Raw genomic sequence first — 25,300 nt, forward strand, 5'->3', positions numbered from 1 at the left:
GAACAATTCCCAACTCCCGGTCGAACTTTCCGCATTAAAAAACTCCGTCCCTTAACAATAGCACAAGATTGTTGCTAAAATGTTTCTTTCGGCTGAAAACAATCTTAAAATTGCCTGCCGTCCGTAAAAAGTTTCCAATACCCGCGAATCCGGGCATAAGTTCCATTCGCACCGGGGAAAGCTCCCTGCGCGCAGTGCGGCAACGCATACCGGCTTTTCAGCCATATGCTAATGAAAGACCGCCAGACCCCCGTCATGCACCGTATAATGTGCACCTTGCATATATTGACCGCCCTCCTGTAACGCCAACCATCGTGCGCCGGGAGCCTTGCGCAGTGCGGAAGAACCCAAACTCTCACGGGAGCGCGCACATTCTTCGCTGTTTAGGGCATCTCGATCAACTATCCCCCGAAGCCGCAGGCTTACCGGACAATACCGAACGGACGTAAATCTCCCCGTTTTTTACCAGCAGCTGGATCTCCCCCAGTAAATCCGTCCGGAGGACCCGGATATCGTTTCTTTCCAGTCTTGCGACAACGTCCGGCGAAGGATGCTTATACATATTTTTGACCCCTGCGGAAATAAGCGCGGTCCGTGGCTTCCAGTAGCCGAGCCATTCGCTTCCGGTTGACGTTTTGCTGCCGTGGTGGGCCACTTTAAGAACATCGATCCCGGGAGTCTGCGGAGTACCGTCTTCCGTGCCGTCCGGTTCTTTCGCGCCGGTGTCGGACTGCGGAAGTTTCGTCCCGTGCGTTCCTGGAACGGAGTTCCGCGATTGCAGAAGCTCCATGACGCGGCGCTCCGCTTTTACATCCATATCCCCGGTAAAAAGCCACCTCGTCCCTTCCATTTCCATCAGAAAAACGACGGAAACTCCGTTCTGCTCGTTTTCCAGAACAATGGGGTTATCGGTGGAGCCGTAATTATCTTGTGCGGCCGACGGTGCAAACTCGGCTCCCGTTTTTCCAGCCGTGCGCTGATCGGGAAATGCAGGTTGTCCGGATCCGGATGCGTCCCGGGACGAGTCCCTCCCCGCCATAAGCTGCCCGTTCTCCGGCAGCGGGGCGAGAAAGTCGAGCCGTGTCCGGTTGTCCATCCGGAGTGTTTTTCCGTAAGCGGCGGAAATAAGCGGTATTTTTTTATCTATAACGGTACGGAACAGCTTCTCTACTTGGGGACCGGACTTGTAGGTGCCGTTGAAAATGAACGCCTCTACCGGAATATCCTCCAGGACAGCCTGGAGTCCCCCGCTGTGGTCGGCATCTTCGTGGGTCAGGATAACGGCATCGAGTTTGTGGACACCTCTTTTTTTCAGAAGGGGGACCAGCGTTTTCCTTCCTACCTCGTAAGGGTCTCTGCGCAGCTTCCATTCCTCCCCGGGCTTGCGGAAAGATACGGTCCCACCCCCGTCTACCAGTATATACTTATGCGCCGGTGTCCGTATGAGGATGCTGTCTCCCTGTCCGACGTCGATCATATCCACGTAGGCCTCCGAGCTCCAGCGATCAGGCGTGTAACCGTAATAAAGAAGCCCGAGCCAGCCAAGACCCAGCGCGATTACGGCTGCTGAGGACGTTCCGTACCGGGTAAACATACTCCGCCCGGGAGCAGGCGCATCAAGCTGCGGAGTGCCGTCCTCATTTTGAACGCGGCGGCTCCGAACCAGACGTTCGAGGCCCCCGCAAATGCCGGCAAGCAGGAGATAGTAAACCACAATCCAAAACACCGAAGGGGACGGCCAGATCGTCCGAAATCCCTCCCACTGATCCAGCCACTCAACGATGCGGAAAACAAATCCGGTCCCCATTTCGGTTACCCAAGCACCCAAACGGCCGAGCGGAACATACACCAGCCCGAGACATGTCGCAATCAAGCCCGCCGGGAAAATGAGCAGACTGAAAACCGGCACGAGGGCCGCGTTAGCGAGCCAGGAAAGCAGCGAGAATTGATTGAAATAATAGATGGAGACAGGAAATGAAACAAGCTGGGACACAAGGGTAATGGCGGCGGTATTGCGGAGTACGCCGTTCTTGAGGGGCAAAAGGGCGGTAACGCGGGGAACGCCGACGATCAATCCGAGCGTCACCAGAAAAGAAAGCTGAAAGCTGACGTCCAGCAAATAATAGGGATTCCAGATCAACAGCCCCAACCCGACGAGGCAGGCGATTTGCAAAATATCTTTTATCCGGTTTTTACGGACGGCGAGAAGACCGATCATCGTCATCAGGCCCGCCCGCACAATGGACGGTGAAGCTCCCGTCAGAAGGATGTAGAAAGGCAGCAGAAAGACGGCAACGAGCAGATACGTTTCTTTGGGCAGCCCGAGCCTTTTCAGCATCCAGATCAGAACGCCCAGAAAAACAGCCACGTTCAGCCCCGAAATCGCGAGAATATGAGTCAGTCCGAGATTCGAAAATTGGCTGTACCGGCCGGGGTCCATATCATCGGTTAATCCGATGAGCATGCCTTTCATAAAACCCGCCTGCTCGGGCGTGAAAATCTCGTCGATGCGGCTTCCCAGATAGCCGCGGAGAGCATCCGTCGTCCGCAGGAGGCGCTCGGCCGCCAGCCGCGGACTCGTGAGAGCGGCGGATATAGGCGCCGGCGGACCGTGCTGCACCTGCTGGACGCCTTTGACGACCAGCAGCCAGTGTTTGCCCTGCTGGCGCAAATAGCTGCGGTAGTCGAATCCGCCAAAGTTCCGCGCGGCAGCGGGCTCCTGCAGCTCGCCCTGCATGGCGAGCCGGTCTCCCCGCCGCCAGGATGCGGCGGCGGTCTGCTCCGCCGGACTGAGCAGGCGCAGGGACACCTGCACCCGCTCCTCCGGCGGAGCTCCTTCGGCAGCGCCCGCTTCGCTGCCGCTCTCCCCGAGCTGCGAGACGCGCAGCTCGAAGGAGGCTCTGTCGCCGTCGACGGCGACAGGCGAGGCCAGCGTGCCCGCCACGCTCACCTGGCTGCCGTGGGCGGCAGCCGCGGCTGCGGCGGGCAGAGCGGTGCTGTTACGCCGGTCCGTATCGACGTAATAGCAGCAGGCTGCGGCGGCGACAAGCGCCGCAGCGATCCATCGGCGCTTCGGCAGACGAAGCGCCATGACACCCGCGGCCGCAGCGGCGAAAGCTGCGGCGCTCCAGGCGGTCATCCACGGTTTGGACGCGTATATGGCCGCGGCGTAGCCGATCACCCACAAAACCGCCAAACCTACTATGTCATTACGGTTTAAACGCATTTCTCATATCTCTCCCTGTATGTGCGATAAGCTCATTCGTTTAGGAAATAGAAGCCCACAAACTCTTTCAGTCAATTTAAAATTAAAAATAGGGGTTCGATTCGGACTTTTTGGACAACCCGTCGAGTATATGGGGGGATTTGCAGCTTTGATGAATTAGACAAAATTTTAGAGAAGTCCAAGATTTCAGGATTAAAATTTCTGGGGTGTGTGGGGCTTACGGGGTTAGGGGGGCTTTGAAGCCTTTGAAGCCTTTGAAGCCTTTGAAGCCTTTGAGGCCTTTGAGGCCTTTCAGGCCTTTGAGACTTCTGGGTTCCCGGCGGCCAAAACTCCAGATCACTCCGCTCCTGCTTAAATAGGGAAACCGCGTAATCGCTGACGCTTCCTTCCCTCACCAAGTAAACGTATCCCTCATGCGGCGGCCACATCCCGAATCCTTTTGTTCCACCGGACAACAAAAAGAACCTCCGCTGCTCCTACTGGAGCGGCGGAGGTTCTTCCTCACGCTAATTGTATTCCGTTCAGTGTAACAGCTTGCCGGGGAACGCATCCCACAGACAACGATCCGTTCGCCGAACTCGTTCAGTTGACAATCCGGTGGTCCGTTCCCTCGGGCGGCTCGTATCCCTGTATTTGGCGGAAGGCGATTCCCCTCGCGGCCATTAAGGCACTCACCTTTTCACTGTCCTTCGGATACGGCCGGTGAAACACGATCTCCCGCACCCCGCTGTTAGCCAGCATATTCGAGCAGGTCCAGCACGGCTGGTCCGTCACGTAGACGCTGGAACCCTCGCGGTCCTCGCGGTCGGTGAACAGAAGCAGGTTCTGCTCCGCATGAATCGTACGGATGCAGCGCTGCTTGCGGATCATTTCTTCCTTACCGTCCGCGACGTGCAGCTCGTACTCCTCGACAAGCATGCATCCTTCCTCGGAGCAGTCCGGAACTCCCATGGGTGCCCCGTTGTATGCCGTGCCGAGAAGCTTCTTGCCCTGCACGAGCACGGCCCCGACATGCCGGCGGCTGCACTGCGAGCGCGTGGAAGCCATATAGGCGATATCCATGAAGTAAGTGTCCCAGTCTTTGCGCCCCGTCATCGCCGCACCTACTGCTGGCTGGCCAGAATGGCCTGCTCCAGGTCATGCAAGATATCGTCGATCGCTTCCGTACCGATCGACAGACGGATCATGCCCGGCGTTACTCCCGCGCTCAGCTGTTCTTCCTCGCTAAGCTGCTGATGAGTCGTGCTTGCCGGATGAATGATCAGAGATTTGGAATCGCCCACGTTGGCAAGATGAGAGAACAGCTTCACCTGTTCGATCACTTTGCGGCCGGCTTCCAATCCGCCTTTAATACCGAAGGTCAGGATAGCCCCCTGGCCTTTAGGCAAATATTTTTGCGCCAGTTTGTACGAGCTGTGGCTCTCCAGACCGGCGTAGCTGACCCAATCGACCGCTTCATGGGCTTCGAGGAAACGTGCCACCGCAAGCGCATTGGAGCTGTGACGCTCCATACGGAGGTGAAGCGTCTCCAGGCCTTGCAGAAGCATGAAGGAGTTAAACGGCGAAATGGATGCCCCCATATCGCGGAGAAGCTGGACACGCGCCTTGATGATATAGGCGATCGGCCCTACGGCATCGGCGTAAACGACGCCGTGGTAGCTCGGGTCCGGTTCTGTAAGACCGGGGAACTTGCCGCTGGCCTTCCAGTCGAATTTGCCTCCGTCAACGATCACACCGCCGATGGAAGTCCCGTGTCCGCCGATAAACTTCGTCGCGGAATGCACGACGATGTCGGCACCGTGCTCAATCGGGCGAAGCAGGTAAGGCGTCGGGAACGTATTGTCTACGATCAACGGTATGCCATTCTCATGCGCAATCGCGGCTACGGCTTCGATATCGAGCAGGTCCCCTCTCGGGTTGCCTACCGTTTCGGCGTACAAAGCTTTTGTTTTATCCGTAATCGCTTTACGGAAGTTTTCCGGATCCGCAGGATCGACGAATTTCACCTGGATGCCAAGCTTCGCCAGGGTGGTCGAGAACAAATTATAGGTTCCTCCGTACAAACTGGACGCCGATACGATCTCGTCACCGGCTCCGGCTATGTTGAGGATCGAGTATGTAATGGCTGCTTGACCGGATGCGGTCGCGAGAGCCCCCGCTCCCCCTTCAAGCGCAGTTATCCGCTGCTCGAAAACATCGCTCGTCGGGTTCATGATGCGGGTATAAATGTTGCCGAATTCCTTCAGAGCGAACAGATCTGCTGCGTGGTCCGCGTCGCGGAACCCGTAAGAGGTCGTCTGATAAATAGGCACCGCGCGGGAAAGCGTGGTTGGATCGATTTGCTGGCCGGCGTGTACGGCCAAGGTTTCCAAAGAATAAGGACGTTGTTCGGACATGGTTCTTTCCTCCTTTATCGCATTTACGTGGCAATGAATGAATCTGTTTGATTGGGCCTATTTTCTCATATTTCCTCATAAAATGAAAGAAAGTTTAGTAGATTTTCTCAATTCCGACATTTACGCATGCTCTCTTTTCTTCATACCGCCTTCCAAAATCCCCCTCAAGGATTAATTTGCAGGTAAGGCTTCATCTTCGCGAGCATTTTTTCCCCGATTCCCTTTATATCCAGCAACTGCTCGACCCTTTTGAACTTCCCGTGCTGTTCCCGGTAAGCAAGGATCGCTTTTCCTTTGCTTTCGCCGATTCCCGGCAGTTCCATCAATTGCTGCAGGTTGGCTGTATTAATATCGATTTTGGGACCCGCCGGGATTTTCTTGTCTACAGTGGACCCTTTCGGTCCTCCTCCCGTACTTGTTTCCGGAACCGGAACGGCCGCTCCGCTCCCGAGTTTCCCGGATTCCTGCAACCCTGGAGCCGGTCCGTTCCCTCCGCCGACGGGCTGCCGTTTATCCCCTTGGGCAGGTTTGTCATCGGCAGCCGCCTCTTTCCGGGCTGAGGCCGGGGCCTGCTCCGGGCCGCCTCCAGCAGCGCCTGCCGCGGATTCCTCCGCCCCCGCTTGCTTACTCCCGGCACCGGCCTCTTCCTTCGCCTCCGCCTTCACAGGCGATGACAAAGGTTTCTCCGAAGGGCGTGCCGGCTTGGTCGCTTCTATCGTTTGCTCCATAGACGCGTTCAACGCGGTAAAACCTTGCGGCACGGTGCCTCGCGGGCCGACTAGCAGCCAGATTCCCAATCCTGCCGCGATTACGGCAGCAATGCCCGCAAGAACGCCCCCGCTTTTCCAACTCTGAAAATTCCAGTTCAAGATGAAACACTCCTTTGATTTTTTTGAATAAACGATTTTACACTCAGGAAACCGGCATAATTGTGTGAGAATGTTCATACCGTTAAGAAAACGTTCCTGAGTTTTTTGTCCCTGCATAAAGAGGTAAACTTGTCGGCGCCCGCTTCTCTACTGAGTCGGGTGTAATGAATTCTTTCCGGTATACGGCACCGGTTCTATTGCCGGAAGGAGACCTGTCCGACTATTTCATGAGGAGGGTTGTCGATGAAAGCGGGATTTATCGGTACGGGCAGCATGGGAAGTATTCTGATCGAAGCGCTCATCCATTCGGGAGCGCTCAATCCTGAGCAAATCTGCGCCGCAAACCGCACTCCCGGCAAAGTACAACGGTTGGCGGAAACCTACGCCGGACTAACCGCCGCCTCCAGCAATGCGGAAGCCGCAGCGGGCCGTGATGTCGTTTTTTTATGCGTGAAGCCCCTTGAATATATGCGAGTCATTGACGAAATCCGGCCGGTTATTGAGCCGGCTCAAATCGTCGTATCCATTACGAGCCCGGTCCTGCTCAAGCATCTGGAAGATCAGCTTCCCTGCAAGGTGACGAAGATTATACCGAGCATCACCAATTACGTTCTCAGCGGATCTACTCTGTGTATTCACGGAGAGCGCATGCACCCTGAGGATAAGGAATGGATTGAAAATCTTCTGACTCACATTTCCACACCTGTCAGAGTCTCCGAGGCATATACCCGGATCAGTTCCGATTTATCGAGCTGCGCGCCGGCCTTCCTGTCCTTTTTTCTCCAAAAATATATCGAAGCCGCAGTGAAGGAGACGGGGATATCTTCCGAAGAAGCAACGATTCTCGCTTCCGAAATGACGCTCGGCACGGGCAAGCTTCTGACGACAGGCGGTTTCGATCCGGTTTCTCTTCAAAAAAGGGTGCGGGTTCCGGGAGGAATTACGGCAGAGGGATTACAACTGATGGAGCAAGATCTGGACGGCATGTTTAACCGGTTAATCGGAATCACGCATGCGAAATACGAAGAGGATTTGGAAAAAGTGGAAGCGGTGTTTACGACAAAAAAACAATAGAAGGTGGAAAAAAGCGGTAAAATAGAGAGGGATGAAACAGTAGGATTAGCGGGCAATCAGACTTAAAAGCTTGTAGGTAAAGAGAGCTTGGCGGATCGGGGTTAATTGACTGATGCGGAATGGTTGAAGCGAACAAATGCGAAGTAAAGTTGAACCATAATCGGTTTCCCGGGGCCATCCGACGGCGAAGACCGCTTTTCTGAAAAAGAAAGGCGGCTCCGCCGCTTCGGGCTGTCCGGAGGGCTATCGGCAGTTCCGGTTTCCTTCACGGGAGCGGACCTGCCGGGTCCCCTAAATATCGGGTTGTTTATCCGACTACAATGTTGACGAGCTTGCCTTTGACGGCAATGATTTTGCGGACGGTTTTGCCGGCGCTCAGCTCTTTTACTTTATCCAGGCCAAGCGCAAGCTCCTGCATGCCCGCTTCGTCGAGATCTTTGGCGACTTTTACGCGATCGGCGATTTTGCCGTTCACTTGAACGACAATCTCCACCTCGTCGTCCACCGTCCAGGCCTCCTCGTAAACCGGCCACGCTTCATACGTGATAGAGCCGGTTCCGCCGAGCTTTTGCCACAGTTCTTCGGTAATATGCGGAGCGAGCGGAGAAAGCATTTGGACAAAATGCTTCACGGCTGTTTTCGGCAAAGCTTCTGTCTTATAAGCCTCATTGACAAAAATCATCAGCTGGCTGATAGCGGTATTGAAACGGAGCGCTTCGAAATCTTCCGTTATTTTCTTCACCGTACGGTGCCATGTGCGTTTGAACGCGTCTCCGCCGGCCTTCTCGTCCTCGGAAATTTTACTGCTCAATGCCCCGTTCTCGTCCACGAACAGACGCCATACGCGGTTTAGGAAGCGGTAGGAGCCTTCCACACCGTTGGTGTTCCAAGGCTTCGTCGCTTCAAGCGGCCCCATGAACATTTCGTACATGCGCAAGGTATCGGCACCGAATTCATTGACGATATCGTCGGGATTCACAACGTTGCCGCGGGATTTGGACATTTTCTCCATGTTCTCGCCAAGAATCATCCCTTGGTTGACCAGCTTGTGGAACGGCTCCTTCGTTTGGACCACGCCGAGATCGTAAAGCACTTTATGCCAGAAGCGCGCGTAAAGCAGATGAAGAACCGCATGCTCCGCTCCGCCGATATAAAGATCGACCGGCAGCCATTCTTTCTGCTTCTCGGGGGAGCAGATTGCATCGTTGTTGCGCGGATCGATAAAGCGCAGGTAGTACCAGCAGCTTCCCGCCCATTGCGGCATCGTATTCGTCTCGCGGCGGGCTTTCATGCCCGTTTCGGGATCGACCGTGTTTACCCAGTCTTCCACGTTGGCAAGCGGAGATTCGCCGGTCCCGGACGGCTTGATGTGCTCGACCTGCGGAAGCAGAAGCGGAAGCTGGTCTTCGGGCACGGTTTTCATCGTTCCGTCTTCGAGATGGAGAATCGGAATCGGTTCGCCCCAGTAGCGCTGACGGCTGAACAGCCAGTCACGCAGGCGGTACGTTACTTTGCCCTTGCCCTTGCCGTTCTCCTCCAGCCAAGCGATCATGGACGCAATAGCCTCTTCCTTGCCCATTCCGTCGATAAAGCCGGAATTCACGTGCGGTCCTTCGCCGTCATAAGCGGCTTCCTGCACGCTGCCGCCCTGTACGACTTCGATGATCGGCAGGTCGTACTGCTTGGCGAATTCCCAGTCACGTTCGTCGTGTCCCGGTACAGCCATGATGGCGCCTGTTCCGTAACCGGCCAGCACGTAGTCCGCGATCCAGATCGGCAGCTTGGCGCCGTTCACGGGGTTAACGGCATAAGCGCCGGTAAACACGCCGGACTTTTCCTTGGCCAGGTCCGTACGCTCCAGGTCGCTTTTGCGTGCGGCTTTCTCCTGGTACGCTTTCACGTCGGCTTCCTGCCCGGACGCCGTAATCTTGGCAACCAGCTCATGCTCCGGAGCCAGGACGCAGTAGGTCGCTCCGAAAAGCGTATCCGGACGCGTCGTAAAGACCGTCAGGCTGTCTCCTTCATGCCCGTCGATAGCGAAAGTGACTTCCGCCCCTTTGGATTTGCCGATCCAGTTGCGCTGCATGTCCTTGATGCTTTCGGACCAGTCCAGCTCCTCGAGGTCTTCCAGAAGGCGTTCGGCGTACTCGGTAATCCGCAGCACCCACTGGCGCATCGGCTTCCGGATGACGGGATGGTTTCCGCGTTCGCTTTTGCCGTCGATCACTTCCTCGTTGGCCAAAACGGTTCCGAGCGCGGGACACCAGTTCACGGGAACTTCGTCCACGTAAGCGAGGCCTTTTTTGTAAAGCTGGATAAAAATCCATTGGGTCCACTTGTAGTACTCGGGATCCGTCGTGGAAATTTCGCGCTCCCAATCGTACGAGAAGCCCAGCGATTTGATCTGGCGGCGGAAATTCTCGATATTCTGCTTCGTAAACTCGCGCGGATCGTTGCCCGTGTCGAGCGCGTACTGCTCGGCCGGCAGACCGAAGGCGTCCCAGCCCATCGGATGGAGGACGTTAAAGCCGCGCATGCGCTTAAAGCGGGAAACGATATCGGTAGCCGTGTACCCTTCCGGGTGGCCTACGTGAAGTCCTGCGCCGGACGGATACGGAAACATATCCAACGCGTAAAATTTCGGTTTACCCGCTTCTTCCGATGTCCGGAAGGTTTGGTTGTCGTCCCAGTATTTCTGCCATTTAGGCTCGATTACCTGAGGGGTGTAGCCCTGGTGTTCTTTTTCATGTGCCATGTGTGTAGGTCCTCCTGACGTTATCATCTATCATCGCAACCAAAAAACCTCCCGTCTCTAGCTCTTACGGCTAGGGACGAGAGGTTGTATATTCCCCGTGGTACCACCCTAGTTAACAAGCGGCATGCTTTGCCGATTGTTCACTCAAGTCCCTTAACGCGGGCTAGACGGTCCGGTTACTGGGCAGTACATCTTCGCTTCCGTCCGGCTTCCTGCCGGATGACAGGCACAGCTGCAAGGAAACGGCCGTACTGCGGTTCGCCTTCCGGCTCGGAGGTGAGCTCGCCTTCATCATGTACCGGCTTCCACCGACCGCCGGTTCTCTGGAAACATGCGTGCAAAGGGTTGATCCTCTTCATAGCTGGTGCGATTACACAAATTTGTAATGATTATAGGCAATATTGAAGCTCTTTGTCAAGTAAAGCGCTGTTTTTAGGATAGAGGTTTGCGGGCCGCGTAAAAAAGTCTGCGGGAATCCGGCGAAAACTCCGCTTCCCAGTCGAAATCGGCGGAAATCCGGATGTCCTCGAAGCCTGCCGCCTCCAGCCTTTCCTTCAGCCAGCGCGGATCGTACGCACGCTGTCTGTGGGTCTCTTCGATGCGCCGGAAAAGCGGCTCCCCGCCGCGTGCGGACGAAGCGTCCTCACGGACGAAAATCGTCAGCGCATGCTCGATTTCCGTGCGTTCCTCGTCGAGCTCGCAGGTCCACAGGTATGCCACATCCTCTTCGTCGAAGACGAACGGCTGCAGGGAAGCGTACTCCTCGAACTGGGCCGGGCTGTGGACATCGAACAGCAGAACGCCGCCGCTTCGCAGCCCCCGGTACGCCTGCTCCAGAGCTTCAATTATCTCCTCTTCCTCGAGGAGATAATTGAAGCAGTCGCAGAAGGAGATGACGGTGTCGGCCGGTTCCGGCAGCTCCCAGTCGCGCATGTCCTGCTGCAGCCACAGGATGTCCGGTTTCGCTCCGATTGCGGCCTCTTCTTCGGCTTTGTGCCGGGCGACGGCCAGCATATCGTCGGACAAGTCGATTCCGACGACTTTGCAGCCGAGCTTCGCAAGAGGGACGGCAATGTTTCCCGTACCGCAGCCGAGATCGACAACGGTTTCCGGACGGATGCCGTAAGATTCCCAAGCCTGCCGCGCATAAGAAATCCATGCCTCGTACGGCATGTCTTCCATCAACCGGTCGTACGTATAAGCAAAATCACGATACGACATGTCAGTTCTCCTCTTGCTTGAGATACGTCCAGTTTTCCTCCTGGTACACCAGGCCATCCTTCATCAGCTTGCCAAGCGCGCGTTTGAAGGCGGACTTGCTGATGCCGAACTTGGATTTGATCAAATCCGCCTCGGTCTGGTCCGAATAAGGCATCGCGCCGCCCGGACGTTCGCGGAGAACCGCCAGAACCCGCTCGGCGTCTTCGTCCCTTCCTTTTTCCTTCGGCTGCCGCATCGACAGATTCACGCGTCCGTCTTCACGGATGTACGTAACCCGGACGCTGACTTCCTCGCCGACTCTGAGAAGGCGAGAACGCTCCGTCGAGGGGATCAGTCCGATGACTCCGAAGCCGACGACGCCTCCGTCGCAGACGACGAACGTGCCCATTTGCAGAGGTTTGTACACGCGCGCGTCCAGCCACTGGTTTCTCCAGGCCTGCGGGGCCGGAAAACATTTTTCGGAGAGAACATCTTCACCGGCAAGGCGTGCAACCAATCTTCCCTGACGGTCATGATCCATCGTCACGAATACTTTGTCCCCCACTTGAGGGCGAAGTTCGTGAAGCTCCGGCATTTCCTTGAACGGCAGCAGAAGATTCCGGCCGATGCCCATTTCCAGAAAAGCTCCGAAGCGGGGATGCAGATCCACGACTTCGAGCAGCGCCAGTTCTCCGAGAAGCAGCATCGGCCGGTTCATCGTGGCAGCCATACGGTCTTCCGAATCGTAATAAATGAAAACTTCGGCCTGCTGGCCGGCTTTCAGTTTCCGGTTCGTTTCCGCATACGGGAGCAGTACTTCCCGTTCCCCGTCGGTTACGAAGTAACCGTACGGCGATACTTCTCTCGTTACATCAAGCGTGACGAGAGTTCCCGCTTCCAGACTCATACGCGTTCCACAACCCTTGCGTCCGACCAGAGACGCTCGATGTTGTAGTATTCCCGGTCGTCCCGGTGGAACACGTGGACAACGACGTCACCCAGATCCACAAGCACCCAGCGTGCGGTATCAAAGCCTTCCAGGCCGCGGACGGTTACACCGTGCTCATCCGCTTTTTTACGGATTTCCGTAGCGATAGCCTGTACCTGCGTCTCCGAGTTACCGTTGCAAATCACGAAATAATCGGCCACCAGGGAAATTTCCTGAAGGTCCAGAGCCACCACGTTAATGGCTTTCTTGTCTTCTGCCGCATCCACAACCAGATTCATCAACTGTTCCGGATTTACTGTCATTCCATCATCCTCCTTCTTGCTGGACGGGATCGAAAATCGTTCACGTTAACCAGCATGTACACCCTATATTAAATTCCGTTCGTTATCGTTTGGTTCGTTCATTCCGTTAATCAAATGCTCTTATCACCCAGTATTACACGTCTAATTCGAGGATTAAACGGTTGCGCGTCAGCACGGTGAGCGGGTAAACGCGTCTGCCCTTCTGCAGAAGGAACGAAAGCGTAGAGTCGAATCCGGCCAGAAGAGCTCGTTCCAGACTCGTTTCCGCCAGCTCGCGGATTTTGTCCACGCCGGGAAAATCCCTTCCGGGTTCCATATAATCGGCCAGACAGACGACCTTCTCCAGGGTGGACATGTTTTCCCTGCCGGATGTATGATAGCGGATCGCGTTCAGCACATCCTCGTCCTTCACGTCAAATCGGTCGGAAGCGATCCAAGCCCCGGCATGAGCATGCCAAAGTTCTTTATCGAAGGAAAGAACGTCCGTCTGAAATCCGCTCTCGCGAATCGCGTCGGCCTGCTTCTCAACGGGCCAGTATTTGCACACATCGTGCAAAATCGCGGCCCGGTCCGCCTTCTCCTCATCCGCGCCGAATCTCCGGGCCAGGATAACGGCCGTTTCCATGACACCGAGTGTATGCCTCCACCGTTTTTCGGGCATTTCCTCTTTTACAGTCTTCATCATCTCTTCACGATTCATACAAACCCATCCCTTCGATATAATCGTGTACGGGAGCCGTGACGAGATAGCGGACGGAACGGCCTTCCCGCCTCCGGGTCCGGATATCCGTGGAGGAAATGTCCAGCAGCGGCATCGGAGCCAGACGGACGCCCGGCCGGATGAACGCCGGAAGTGCCTCCGGTTGAAGCTCAAAGCCCGGCCTTTGAAGACCGATGAAGCCGATCATCTTCATGATCTCTCCGATTTCACGCCATTTGGGGAGATACTCGACCATGTCGGCCCCGATAATATAGTGAAACTCGTGCTCCGGGTACCGGGCTTTCAGTTCCCGGATCGTATCGACGGAGTACGAAACCCCGCCTTTCCGGAGCTCATGATCGAACGGACGGAAAGCGGGATTGTCCGACACGGCGCGGCACACCATCTCCCAGCGCTGCTCAGCCGAAGCCTTGGGGGCATTCGGTTTATGCGGCGGCACGTTGGCGGGCATAAACCACACTTCGTCCAGCCCGCAGGCGGCGCGGGCGCATTCTCCCGCCACCAGGTGGCCGGTATGCACAGGATCGAAGGTCCCGCCCATGATTCCTATCCGCATGTCGCCACCTCCTCCGGCGGTCCGCCGTTATTTTCCACAGGTTCCCAAAGGCTGTATGCGAGCCGTTATAAACCGGCGGCACCTGTCCGGTATCTTGCTGAAACAAACCTTCGATCCAGTCTAGGACTTCGGCAGTTCGATCTGTTTGTTATCGCGCGATTCTTTATAGAGGACGATCGTACGTCCGATAACCTGAACCACCTCGGCGCCCGCGCCTTCCGCCAGTTCTCTGGCAACTTCCTTGCAGTCCGCCTCATAGTTGTTGAGTACCGAGATTTTCATCAATTCCCGAACTTCGATCGCTTCCACGATATGCTGGATCAAATGCTCGTTCACTCCGCCTTTGCCTACTTGAAAGACCGGGTTCAAATGGTGCGCCAATGAGCGCAGATGTCTTTTTTGTTTTCCTGTTAGCATAACTTCTGATTCCCTCAATTCCCGATAAATGATTGCTCTACGGCCTGCCGCATCGCCGCTGCAGGCGCAGGGACGCCGGTCCAGTACTCGAACGCGTAAGCCCCCTGATAAATAAACATGCCGAGTCCGCCGTGAGTGACGGCGCCTTTTGCTTTAGCTTCTTTCAAAAAACGGGTTTCCAGCGGGTTGTAAACGAGATCGCTGACAACCGCGCCTTCCCGGAGAGAATGACCGTCCAGATCCAAAGGCATCTCTTCGATATTCGGGTACATGCCCGATGAAGTCGAGTTGATGATCAGATCCGCGTCACTGATAATGTTTCCTAATTCGTGAAGCCCCATGCCGACAGCGCTTGTTTCGGATCGGACGGTAGAGGCGAGCTCCTGAGCTTTCTCCGCCGTCCGGTTGGCGATGGCGATAAACGAAGGACCTTCCTTCGCAAGGGCATATGAAATCCCCCGGGCCGCTCCGCCCGCTCCGATCAGCAGCACTTTTTTGCCGCGGAGATCCATGCCCGTCTCTTCTTTAAGCGAACGGACATACCCGATTCCGTCCGTGTTGTAGCCGATCAGTTTACCGCCGCGGTTGACGACGGTGTTCACGGCGCCGAGGGCCTCCGCATCCGCGTTGATCTCGTCGAGATACTTCATCACGTTGACTTTATGCGGGATCGTCACGTTGACTCCGCCGAAACCGAGCGCTCGGATACCGGCAACGGCCTCCTCCAGCTGCTCCGGCAGCACGTGAAACGCGGCATACGCTCCGTTGATCCCCGTTTCGCCGAAGGCCCGGTTCATCATAATCGGAGAGCGGGAGTGCCGCACCGGATCTCCGAATACTCCGTACAGAATCGTACCGCTGTCCAAAGACGGCTTGTTACCCATGGTCGGTTTCTCCCCCGTGCATTGTTTAGGTGCCGGACCTGCCTGCCAAAACGCAAACGCCCGGCATGCCAGAACCGGTCCGGTTTAAATAAGCGAATCGCGCTGGACGATCTTAACGCCTTTCGGGACATGAACGGCCAATTCCGCGCCCGCTTCGCTGTTGATTTTGATCCAGCCGAGGCCGGAGATCAGAACATCGAGCTTTTTACCTTTCGAAATGTGAATCGTTTGTTTAACGAGAGGCGGAAGCTCTTCCAGATCTTTCACCACAGGCGGGGTAAGCAAAGTCCCTTTGTGGTTTGCGTACAGTTCGTCCGCTTTTTCCAGCTTCGTGCGATGGATGGGTACGGCTCCCGAAGAGTAAATCGTAAACGACTGGCGCTCGCCGCGGACAAAATCGAACCGGGCCAACGACCCGAAAAACAGAGTTTGTCCTTCGTTCAATTGATACACCATCGGTTTGAGCGCCTTGCCCGGCATCAGCTTACCCAGGTCTTTCTTGGAAACAAGCTCCGTAAGCCGGTGCTTGTACACGATTCCCGGCGTATCGATGATGAAATGTCCGTCATCCAGCGGAATCTCCACCATATCGAGCGTCGTGCCCGGATATTGGGAAGTGGTCAGCTCCGAATCCAGATCGCTGTAATCGGAAATAAGCCGGTTGATGAGCGTGGACTTGCCCACGTTAGTCGCTCCGACGACGTAGACGTCTTTGCCGCTCCGGTGTTCGTCCACCGCCTGAAGAACCCGGTCGAATCCCATGTTCTTCTTGGCGCTGCACAGAACAACCTCCACAACCTTCAAGCCTTGTTCCTTCGCCTGCTTGCGGACCCAGTTCACGATCCGGTTCCAGTTGGTCACTTTCGGGAGCAGGTCGATTTTGTTGACGACCAGTATGATCGGGTTGCCTCCGACGAAACGGGCCAGACCGCTGATCAAACTGCCCTCGAAATCGAAAATATCGACGATATTGATGACGAGCGCTTCTTTGTGCCCCACGTGCCCGAGCAGCTTCAGAAAATCGTCCTGGTTGAGCGTAATGCTCGACGCTTCATTATAGTTCTTGATGCGGAAACAGCGCTGGCAAATAACCGGTTCTTTCTCGAGAGCCTGCGCGGGGATGTACCCGAGCGCATGAGGATCTTCGAGCTGAAGCTTGACACCGCAGCCTCCGCAATGGATAACTTCTTCCTGGGTCATGAATCCTCCTTAAAATAAACGGCGGGAGCTTCCGCTAAGCGTTGTTCCCCCGCAAGCAAAGTGAAGCTTTCCCGTGAAGGAAAGCTTTATTTATTCTTCGAGATGTAATTGTTGGCCAGCTTCTCGATGCGCCGGTTGATTCGTGTAAAGAAACCTTCATCATGGATGGAGATAGGCGCTACAAGAATGGTATATAAACCGAGCCGGTTCCCTCCCAGCACGTCTGTCAGCATCTGATCACCGATCACAACCGTCTGCTCTGCAGTTGTATCCATCAGTGCCAATGCTTTGCGAAAGGCCGTGTTCGTCGGTTTGCGCGCGGCATGAATGAACGGGATAGACAGCGGCAGGGCAAATGTGGATACCCTTGTTTCCTGGTTGTTCGATACGATGACGACCTTGAAACCGAGCTGCTTCACATGCCCGAGCCAATTCACCAGCTCCGGTGTCGCATCGGCCACCTTGGCACCGACAAGCGTGTTGTCGAGATCCGTGATGATTCCGCGGATTCCGCTTTGCCAAAGCTCCTCCAGATTGATATCGTAAATCGTCTGCACGAATTGTTTCGGCACCAGTTTTTTAAACAACAGCGTCACCCCAACCTCTTTCGAATCTATAGGAACTATACCATACATGCCCAATTCCTTGCAAAAAGAAAAAGGAAGCGTTTCAGGCCGTGCCCGGACGGGAAAATCCCGTATTCTCAGCATTCCCTTTCCGCCGCCCGTTCCATTCACCCGCGAAAGCCGGCCCCAAATTCTCTCTGCCGGAAAAAAAGAAAGGCCGTCTTCCGGTTAACGGAAAACAGCCTGCAGCTTACGCTATGAATCCGGCCCATCGGTGTGTGCCGGTCTTATTTCATCTGCTCGCGCAGTCGCTTCACATGGCCCTGGACGGCCTCCAGATCCTGCTCGGTCACAGATGACCGGCTGTACTTGGCCTTCTCGAACATCGCGAGAACCGGCGAAAGTTCGCCTGCCAGCCAGTAGCTCTGGGTCATCCAGCGGGAAGCGGCTTCCCGGAACGTTTCATGCTCGAACCGTTCGTACCCTTTGCGCCTTCCGTACCGCAGAAGCCGGTTGACCTCCTGGATAACCCCCTGCGCGTAATTAGCCGCTTTGGGATCGCGTCCGAGCAGGGGCAGCAGTTTCTTGCCGCTGCTCAGCCGGATAGCCGTTACGGCGGCAGCCGTGAGCAGAACGAGGCCGCTGAGCGTATACAGCACGTAACGGACCCAAGGGGCCGCGCCGGACTTAGCCTGAGCCGTCTTCGTCTCGGCCGGCGCCGGAGTCGGCATCTCGGTGGCTGCCGACGTTTCGGGCGCGTATGACTGCGGCAGCGAAAATCCGGCGGTCGGCTCGAACGGCAGCCAGCCGTAGCCCTCGAAATAAACCTCCACCCAGGAGTGGGCGTCTGAATTGCGGACGGTGTAGGTGCCCTCGGCGTCGGGATCGGACATGCCTCCCCTCAGGTTTCCGATACCGGCCGGGCGGCTGTTATCGGAAGAACCCGATGCGTAGCCTTTGACCCATCGGGCCGGAATGCCGAGCGACCGGGTCATCACGACCATCGCCGACGAATAGTAGTCGCAGTAGCCTTCCTGGATTTCGAACAGGAAGCGGTCGACGAAATCTTTGCTTTTCCCCTTGGATACGTCGGGGGTGTTCGTATACGGATACTTACTGGACAAGTAAAGCTCCAGCTCATGCACTTTCTCGTAGGCGCTCGGAGCTTCCTTCGTCACTTCTTTGGCAAGCTCCGTCACCCTCTCGGGCAGCCGGTCGGGAAGCTGGAGATAATCGTTCCATTCGGACCGGTTCAGCCTGCTCATATCGACTTTCTTGAGCCCGCTTAAATCGAGCAGCGGGATGTTGGACACGAGCTCGTACTGCTTCGGGTAGTTCGATTTCGCGTTAAACCGCAGCTCCGCCTGGCGCGCGGACCACCGGAGAGATCCCAGCTGCGCCGGATCGGAGCGTGTTCCGTCAGGACCTTCCTCCTGAATGTCGACCTTCGACATCGGATAAGCCCCGAACAGCACCGGGTATACTTCGTTGCTGCGCATTTTGACCGTCTGCTTCACTTCTTCGGTCTTCAGCTTGGTCATGTCGATGCCGGAATCCGCGGGAAGCTTGCCGCTCGAATCTACCGAGGTCTGGCGGGCCCGTCTGTCCGCCGGACTCGCTTCCCAGCCGCTGCCGGTGTACAACGCCCGGGTTTCCCCGCGGTAATACGTGCGGCTCGTCGTGTCGACTGTGAAAACGGGCGTGTAATCGTATTGGAACTGTCCGCCGAGCTGCGCGTCGTTACGGCTGTATCCCGACGATTTCAGCAGCGGATCGTTCGGGTCCTGCACCATCGTCCGTCCGGAATCGTCGCTGCTCGGCAGGAAGGTCACCGCCTCGCCGTTATACTGCCGCCAGGCCGTATACGGATCGGTGAGAACCGGATCGACCGCCGGTACGAGCGCACCCAGGGTGAGCGTCAGGGCGATAATCAGCACGACCGGCACGATCAGCGGGCCGGGATTGTCCGAGAGCCGCTTCCAGCTCTCGGGAGCTTTATTTTTGAGCTGGGATAAATGACGCACGACCAGCATGCACAATCCGCTAAAAATAACCGCCGCAACCTGCGGCCATAACTGCAAGGTGCTGAACGAATCGCGGACGCCGAAAAACAAAATGGCCAAAATGACGATAAAAGAAATCCACAGTTTGGACCGGGACGCCCACATGGCCATCAGGAACACCCACCAGGCGGCCAGTCCGAACCATAAATAAGGGAATAATTGCGAAACGTTGGCCTGAAACCACTCCATCGGACCGTCCATCTGAGACATGGGGACAAACCGGTATTGAAGCACAATCGCATGAACCACCAGTACCAGAACGATCTGCAAAAGTTCTCTGACCAGATGGTGAATCCGCGGGATGAAGAACGTCGCGCAGACGGTAATCAGCGTCCAGTTTACGGCTTTCAAAGTTTCGGGCAGCCACAATCCGTCCTCGCGGGAAATCCATCCGGTGAACTGGAATAAAAACAGCAGGACGAAGAGGGCCATCCACTTCTTTGTTCCGTCTTCGCCGGCCATAAACCGGATAACATTCCAGATGCTACGCATAGATCTTCGTCCCTCCTCCCAGCACAGCGGGCAGCTCCGCCAGCGTGTGCACGCCGTACCCCATAAAGCCAAGGCTGTGCAGGCGGCGGACCCACACGTCCGCAGGGCCCCCTTTGGCGCCGCAGACGCACAGGTGACAGGCGAGCATGCGCTGTTTGTCGGTCCAGTGGAGCAGCGACAGGAGATCGGAGTTCTTCGCCGGCGTGATATACACAACCAAAGCACCCGGCGAGAACATGCCGTCCGCGTTGTTGACCGCCTGCTGCAGCGGACGGAATCCATCCGGCTCCACCTCCACCAGGTGATCCATCAGGACGTCCTCATGGCGGGAACCCGTCTTGGGCACGGCCATCAGGGATTCGCGGCCGGAGGAAACGAGCCCTACCGCGATGTTCCTCTGGGTGCCGAAATGCAGCAGGGAAGCGGCGACGGAAACCGCCAGTTCGAATTCGGCGGGACTGCCGTAATTCTGTTTGCTCCGGTCGAGTACGATGACCATCTTCGGGAGCGTTTCCCGCTCGAATTCCTTCGACTTCCACGTGCCCGTACGCGCCGTGGCGTTCCAGTGGACCCGTGAAAGCCTGTCCCCGTGAATGTACTCCCTCACGCCGTTGATCTGCGTCGTTTCCCGCTGCATCCTAGCGGTTACGGAGTGATGCCTTGCCCCTCGCGGGGATTGGGAAAACTGCGCCCAGTGGCGGATCTCGATCATTTGGGGCATCACGACAAAGCCGTACGGCAGCTGAACGCTGCCTTTGTGCTCGTAGAGCCCGAAGACGTCTTCCGTCGCGAACTCCGCGCGTTCCAGGGAGTAATGGCCCCGGCGCAAGGGCGGCGTTTTGTAAACGAATTCTCCTCTGCGCATCCAATTCAGGACCACGGAACCTTTCATTACGGTCCGCTCCCCGCTGCTTCGCACCAGCTCGTCTTCGATGAGCAGGTACGGGATGGGCCAGACGCCGGGAACCTGGATTTTAAGCTTGATCTGCAGGGACTGCCCCGCCTGAACCTTACCGGTTCCGTCCGCCGCCGATATTTCACGCACCGCCTGCGTCCGGCGGATGCCGCTCCATTTGCCGAGAACCAGATAAGCGGAGAGCAGGCATACGACGGCAAACAGCGTGGAAGCGAGCTTACCGCCCTGAAAGAGCAGGAACATCAGGCTGGCAAAGAACAGGAAGGATAAAATCAGGGTAGCCTGTCTTCCCCTCTGAGCCGCGGTAGGTTTGAAAAGCCTCATTTCGCTTTCTCCAGCCTGACGGGCACTTTCGTATGCGCCAGTATCGAAGCGAAGACGGAACGGGAGGTTTCTCCTTCCATCCGGGCTTCCGAAGAAAGAATAATCCTGTGCCCCAGAACGTAAGGGGCCAAATATTTCACATCGTCCGGGAGGACATAGTCGCGGCCGTTCAAGTACGCGTAAGCTTTCGAAGCCTGCACGAGGGCCAGCGTAGCGCGCGGGCTGGCTCCCAGCTCAACGGCCGGATGCTCCCGGGTGCTGCGGGTAATGTCCACCAGATACTTCGCGATGCCTTCGTCGAGGTAAACCGACCGCACCTCTTCCTGCATGCTGAGAATCTGTTCCGCACCGACAACCTCATGAAGCTGTTCCATGGGGTGCTCCTTGCTTTGCGACGCGATCATTTGAAGCTCCGTCGCGCTGTCGGGGTACCCCAGGCTGAATTTGATCATAAACCGGTCAAGCTGGGCTTCCGGGAGCAGATACGTGCCTTCGAAGTCAATCGGATTCTGGGTCGCAAGAAGCATAAACGGACGCGGAAGCGGGTACATCTCGCCGTCTACCGTCACGTGATGCTCCTCCATCGCTTCCAGGAGAGCCGACTGGGTTTTGGTAGTGGCGCGGTTGATTTCATCGACAAGCAGAATGTTGGCCATAACGGGACCGGGGCGGAAAAAGAAAGCTTCATTCTTCGGATGATAAATCGAAACGCCGGTAATATCCGTCGGCAGCAGATCCGGATTGCACTGAATCCGGCGGAATTGGCCTTGTATGGAGCGGGCGAGGGATTTGACGAGAACCGTCTTCCCCGTCCCGGGCACATCTTCGAGAAGTACGTGACCGCCGGCAAGAAGTGCGGTTAACAGCAGCATGATTTCTTCGCTTTTGCCTAATATACATGAATCCAAATTGGATCTGATTCTGGAAATCTCACTCATATGAGGTTGGGACACAGCAGCCATTCGGTACGAATCCTCCTTCGGATAAAAAGGGTTTGAAGTCCTATTTTTTATATTACAGGAAAGTAGAAAGCGAGTACAACAAAACCCCTTCTAAATTTATTAAAAAACCGACAGTTGGTGGAAAAGAAGCTAAAAGGAGCAAACGTCCCCGGGTTTTGTTACGGGAGGATGACGGTGCAGTGACGGCAGGATTACGAAGGAATGACAGGCGGATGACAGAGGGATGAGAGATAGATGATAGAGGACGCGGCAAACCCTAAACAACGCAAAAACACCCCGTTTCCCGAGAAAACGGAGTGTCGATCTACGGCTTTCGCTTCAGCCTTTGGGACGGACAAACAATGCGGCGAGAAACGAGAAGATGATCGCCGCCGAAATACCGGCGCTCGTGACTTTGAAAATCCCCGTTACGATGCCGATCCAGCCGCTTGTCTGGATTTCTTTGATAGCGCCGTGCACCAGCGCGTTGCCGAAGCTGGTGATCGGTACGCTGGCGCCGGCTCCCGCAAAACGGACGAGAGGCTCGTACAGCCCGAAGCCGTCAAGGATCGCTCCGGCCACGACGAGGGTCGTCATCGTATGAGCCGGTGTCAGTTTGCCCAAGTCCAGCAGAAGCTGACCGATGACGCAGATGGCTCCGCCGACGAGAAATGCCCATAAAAACTGCATGATTAAAGTCCCTCCTGTCTTTCTATCGCAACGGCATGCGCTATGCAGGGAATGGATTCCCCCTGCTGATACGACAGCGGGGACAGCAGGGCGCCGGTGGCGACGACCAGGAGGCGGCGGATGTCGCCCTGCTCCATTCTTTTCAGCAGGTGGCCGTAAGTGACGACGGCCGAGCAGCCGCAGCCGCTGCCTCCCGCTTGCACGCCCTGTTTCTCGATGTCGTAGATCATGAGGCCGCAATCGCTGAACGTGGTGCTGTTCATGGCGATCCGCTGCTCCTTCAGCAGCTCGTTCACGATCTGAAAGCCCACGGTGGCGAGGTCGCCCGTTACGATAAGATCGTAATAGTCGGGGGACCGCTTCATGTCCCGGAAATGAGCGGTGATCGTATCGGCTGCCGCCGGCGCCATCGCGGCCCCCATGTTGAACGGGTCCGTAATCCCCATGTCGATCACCTTGCCGATCGTGGCGGACGTAACGACGGGCCCCGTGCCTTTCTCGGCCACGACGGAAGCTCCGGCGCCGGTTACCGTATACTGGGCCGTGGGGGGCTTCTGGGAGCCGTATTCCGTCGGATAACGGAACTGTTTCTCCACGGTGCAGTTGTGGCTGCACGTGCCGCTCAGGACATAGTCTCCTCCTCCCGAGGCTACGATCAGCGAAGACACGGCCAGGCTTTCCATCGAGGTGGAGCAGGCGCCGAAGACGCCCAAGTAAGGAATGGCCAGCGTCCGGGCGGCAAAGCTGCTGGAAATAATCTGGTTCATGAGGTCGCCGCCGACGTAGAACTGAACCTGATCCTTCTGGAGGCCGGCTTTCTTGATCGCGAGATTGGCCGCGTCTTCCATGAGCGCCTTCTCGGCTTTTTCCCAGCTCTTCTGCATTAAAGTGTTGTCCTGGTGAATGAGATCGAAATCGAGGGCGAGGGGCCCCTCGCCCTCATCCGGCCCGACAACCGTAGCGGTGGAGATCAGAACCGGAGGCTTCCGGAACTCCCAGGATTGACCTTTTCGAATAATCAATGTGCCCCGCCTCCAAAGATCAGAGTGAAAATGCCGACGAAGAAGGCGGCCACTACGCCGAACACGATAACGGAGCCGGCCAGCTTGAACATATTGCTGGCGGTGCCGAGAATGAGTCCCTCGCTGCGGTGCTCAATGGCGGCCGAACACATCGAGTTGGCGAAGCCCGTTACCGGCACGGCCGTTCCCGCCCCGGCCCACTGGGCGATTTTGTCGTACACGCCGAGGCAGGTCAGGATGACGGAAATGAGAATCAGGACTGACACCGTTGGGTTCGAAGCGGCTTCCTTGCTGAAGCCGAACACTTTCTCAAACAGCATCATGAGCGCCTGACCGATAATGCATATAAAACCGCCCACAACGAAGGCGCGGATACAGTTGGCGACGACCGGTCTTTTCGGTTCGTTTTTTTTCGCGATAGCCTGGTACTGCTGCTGGGTTAATGTCGCGTTTTTCTTTTTCTGGTTGGCCACTTGCCTGTCCCCCTCTTCTTATTCCGTTCCGTTTGTACTTTTCCCGCCGCCGGACAGCTGCTTCAGCACATCCCGCAGGGCCGAAGCCGTCTGCTCGTACTTGATCCGGGCGTTGAGATCGGTAGCGGAATTCGCAAATGAATCGAGATCAGCCGTACACTGGCGGAGTGTGGAGATCAGTTCCACCTGGGGCTTCTCCAGGCTGATTCCTTTTGAATCGTCGTACAAATCGACGTACAGCTTATTCTGATCGCCTATCTGAGCGAGAAAAACATTGTCCGCGGTCGCGTTTATTTTAGCCAATTGTTTATTCAGCCATTCCCTTGTAAGCGAGGAGGCCGCAAGTTCGCTTTCGTCGACAACCCCGTCCACAATGACCGTGTGGGGAAGCTTGTCCGGGCCCATCTTCAGCCCCAGGTCGCCGGGCGTAAGCGGCTGCTTCTCTTTTTTGAGCAGAACGCTGAGCTCTCCGCTCGCTTCCAGCATGGCGAATTCGACGTCCGCCACTTGAAAAATACTCTTCGTGCGGAGTTGTTCCATCAGTTCGTCGGCCGTGTACCGCTCCTTCTTCAAATGATGTTCCAGAACACGTCCTTGACGGATGACGACTGTTCCTTTTCCTTCAAAAAAATGGCGGAGCCATTTGCTTTTCAGCGTCGTGAGTTCAAGGAGAAAAGGAACCACAAACCAAATCCCGAGCGCGACCACCCCGTGCAAGTAATGGGCTTCAATATCGGTCGACAAGAAGCCTGCCAATTCTCCCAGGGTGATACCCGTTACGTATTCAAAAAAAGAAAGCTGGGAAATTTGCTTCTTGCCCAAAATGCGGGTGATGGCAAAAAGCATGGCGATCGAACCGAGCGACCGCAGTACAATGACACCAATACCTTCCACGGCTTAGCCTCCTCTCTTAACCAGAGCAGTTGATTGCATGACTCTTTTTAGCATGTCCGCAAAGGGCACAGGTATGAAAGGAAGGCCTTGGAAAAACAAGAAAACGGCCTCCTTCGCAGAAGCCGTTTTCCGGTAATCCGTTATCAGAAAAGAAATAAAATCGCCACAAGCAGTATAAACAGAACGAGTACAATCAGCATGTTCAGGTTCACAGCCGTTTCTCCTTCAAGCGAGATTTCGAACGTGGAATATTCAGGAATACCCCATTATATGCGTCTAGTGACGCAAATGATTGTTCGAAAGGTAAAGGCCGATCCGCCTATTTTATAAGAATAGGAGGCTTTTCCCCAGCACAAACACACATACGTAC

At 56.0% G+C, this 25,300-nt stretch carries 23 protein-coding genes; 1 reads left to right on the plus strand and 22 read right to left on the minus strand.

The annotated features are described in order from the left end of the window. Positions 1–397: 397 nt before the first annotated feature. From PCH01S_RS13735 to PCH01S_RS13750, 4 genes are all read right to left on the minus strand, one after another. The gene (locus tag PCH01S_RS13735; RefSeq protein ID WP_042230163.1) at positions 398–3,226 is read right to left on the minus strand and encodes a ComEC/Rec2 family competence protein; all 2,829 of its coding nucleotides are present in this window, start codon (positions 3,224–3,226) and stop codon (positions 398–400) included. A 582-nt stretch (positions 3,227–3,808) separates the two neighbouring features. Next, complete coding sequence (locus tag PCH01S_RS13740; protein ID WP_042230165.1) at positions 3,809–4,321, minus strand: deoxycytidylate deaminase; 513 nt, start codon at positions 4,319–4,321, stop codon at positions 3,809–3,811. 8 nt (positions 4,322–4,329) lie between these two features. Continuing rightward, positions 4,330–5,622, minus strand: coding sequence for a homocysteine synthase (locus PCH01S_RS13745; RefSeq protein WP_042230167.1), 1,293 nt, complete (start codon positions 5,620–5,622; stop codon positions 4,330–4,332). A 164-nt stretch (positions 5,623–5,786) separates the two neighbouring features. Then, a complete protein-coding gene (locus PCH01S_RS13750) occupies positions 5,787–6,491 on the minus strand; it encodes a ComEA family DNA-binding protein (protein WP_241688723.1) in 705 nt (234 codons plus the stop codon). Between the two features lie 243 nt (positions 6,492–6,734). Between PCH01S_RS13750 and comER the strand changes: the two genes are divergently transcribed. After that, entirely contained in the window at positions 6,735–7,565 is an 831-nt protein-coding gene (gene comER, locus PCH01S_RS13755; RefSeq protein ID WP_042230169.1) for a late competence protein ComER, read from the plus strand. Between the two features lie 307 nt (positions 7,566–7,872). On the opposite strand, the gene leuS is transcribed toward comER, so the two are convergent. The 18 genes from leuS to PCH01S_RS13840 form a co-directional block, all read right to left on the minus strand. Beyond that, positions 7,873–10,320 (minus strand): leucine--tRNA ligase, encoded by a 2,448-nt coding sequence (gene leuS, locus PCH01S_RS13760; RefSeq protein WP_042230171.1) that lies wholly within the window; start codon positions 10,318–10,320, stop codon positions 7,873–7,875. Between the two features lie 163 nt (positions 10,321–10,483). Beyond that, entirely contained in the window at positions 10,484–10,615 is a 132-nt protein-coding gene (locus PCH01S_RS31355; protein ID WP_255246841.1) for a hypothetical protein, read from the minus strand. 137 nt (positions 10,616–10,752) lie between these two features. Further along, positions 10,753–11,541 (minus strand): class I SAM-dependent DNA methyltransferase, encoded by a 789-nt coding sequence (locus PCH01S_RS13765; RefSeq protein ID WP_042230174.1) that lies wholly within the window; start codon positions 11,539–11,541, stop codon positions 10,753–10,755. 1 nt (position 11,542) lies between these two features. Further along, positions 11,543–12,427 (minus strand): CvfB family protein, encoded by an 885-nt coding sequence (locus PCH01S_RS13770; protein WP_042230176.1) that lies wholly within the window; start codon positions 12,425–12,427, stop codon positions 11,543–11,545. Then, the gene (rsfS, locus tag PCH01S_RS13775) at positions 12,424–12,771 is read right to left on the minus strand and encodes a ribosome silencing factor (RefSeq protein WP_042230178.1); all 348 of its coding nucleotides are present in this window, start codon (positions 12,769–12,771) and stop codon (positions 12,424–12,426) included. The genes PCH01S_RS13770 and rsfS overlap by 4 nt, the downstream gene beginning before the upstream one ends. A 133-nt stretch (positions 12,772–12,904) precedes the next feature. Continuing rightward, positions 12,905–13,471, minus strand: coding sequence for a bis(5'-nucleosyl)-tetraphosphatase (symmetrical) YqeK (gene yqeK, locus PCH01S_RS13780; RefSeq protein WP_042230180.1), 567 nt, complete (start codon positions 13,469–13,471; stop codon positions 12,905–12,907). Continuing rightward, a complete protein-coding gene (gene nadD / locus PCH01S_RS13785; RefSeq protein ID WP_042230181.1) occupies positions 13,461–14,048 on the minus strand; it encodes a nicotinate-nucleotide adenylyltransferase in 588 nt (195 codons plus the stop codon). The genes yqeK and nadD overlap by 11 nt, the downstream gene beginning before the upstream one ends. 120 nt (positions 14,049–14,168) lie before the next feature. After that, on the minus strand, positions 14,169–14,465 hold the full coding sequence (yhbY, locus tag PCH01S_RS13790) for a ribosome assembly RNA-binding protein YhbY (RefSeq protein ID WP_042230182.1): 297 nt from the start codon (positions 14,463–14,465) through the stop codon (positions 14,169–14,171). Between the two features lie 14 nt (positions 14,466–14,479). Then, positions 14,480–15,349 (minus strand): shikimate dehydrogenase, encoded by an 870-nt coding sequence (aroE, locus tag PCH01S_RS13795; RefSeq protein ID WP_042230183.1) that lies wholly within the window; start codon positions 15,347–15,349, stop codon positions 14,480–14,482. An 84-nt stretch (positions 15,350–15,433) separates the two neighbouring features. Beyond that, a complete protein-coding gene (gene yqeH / locus PCH01S_RS13800) occupies positions 15,434–16,549 on the minus strand; it encodes a ribosome biogenesis GTPase YqeH (protein ID WP_042230185.1) in 1,116 nt (371 codons plus the stop codon). An 86-nt stretch (positions 16,550–16,635) separates the two neighbouring features. Next, positions 16,636–17,136, minus strand: coding sequence for a YqeG family HAD IIIA-type phosphatase (locus PCH01S_RS13805; RefSeq protein ID WP_036739818.1), 501 nt, complete (start codon positions 17,134–17,136; stop codon positions 16,636–16,638). Positions 17,137–17,402: 266 nt separating this feature from the next. Further along, complete coding sequence (locus PCH01S_RS13810; RefSeq protein ID WP_042230188.1) at positions 17,403–19,670, minus strand: DUF4129 domain-containing transglutaminase family protein; 2,268 nt, start codon at positions 19,668–19,670, stop codon at positions 17,403–17,405. After that, on the minus strand, positions 19,663–20,910 hold the full coding sequence (locus PCH01S_RS13815) for a DUF58 domain-containing protein (RefSeq protein WP_042230189.1): 1,248 nt from the start codon (positions 20,908–20,910) through the stop codon (positions 19,663–19,665). Before PCH01S_RS13815 ends, PCH01S_RS13810 begins: the two co-directional genes overlap by 8 nt. Beyond that, positions 20,907–21,872, minus strand: a complete 966-nt coding sequence (locus PCH01S_RS13820; RefSeq protein WP_009675380.1) for an AAA family ATPase — start codon at positions 21,870–21,872, stop codon at positions 20,907–20,909. Before PCH01S_RS13820 ends, PCH01S_RS13815 begins: the two co-directional genes overlap by 4 nt. 318 nt (positions 21,873–22,190) lie before the next feature. Next, positions 22,191–22,541 carry a stage V sporulation protein AE gene (gene spoVAE / locus PCH01S_RS13825; RefSeq protein ID WP_042230191.1) on the minus strand — a complete coding sequence of 117 codons (351 nt, stop codon included), beginning with the start codon at positions 22,539–22,541 and terminating at the stop codon, positions 22,191–22,193. A gap of 2 nt (positions 22,542–22,543) precedes the next feature. Continuing rightward, positions 22,544–23,560 carry a stage V sporulation protein AD gene (gene spoVAD, locus PCH01S_RS13830; protein WP_174446818.1) on the minus strand — a complete coding sequence of 339 codons (1,017 nt, stop codon included), beginning with the start codon at positions 23,558–23,560 and terminating at the stop codon, positions 22,544–22,546. Continuing rightward, positions 23,560–24,036, minus strand: coding sequence for a stage V sporulation protein AC (spoVAC, locus tag PCH01S_RS13835; RefSeq protein ID WP_042230195.1), 477 nt, complete (start codon positions 24,034–24,036; stop codon positions 23,560–23,562). Before spoVAC ends, spoVAD begins: the two co-directional genes overlap by 1 nt. Positions 24,037–24,054: 18 nt before the next feature. Next, the gene (locus PCH01S_RS13840) at positions 24,055–24,930 is read right to left on the minus strand and encodes a DUF421 domain-containing protein (protein ID WP_042230197.1); all 876 of its coding nucleotides are present in this window, start codon (positions 24,928–24,930) and stop codon (positions 24,055–24,057) included. Positions 24,931–25,300: the final 370 nt, after the last annotated feature.

This window comes from Paenibacillus chitinolyticus NBRC 15660 (assembly GCF_000739915.1).
GTDB lineage: Bacteria > Bacillota > Bacilli > Paenibacillales > NBRC-103111 > Paenibacillus_F > Paenibacillus_F chitinolyticus.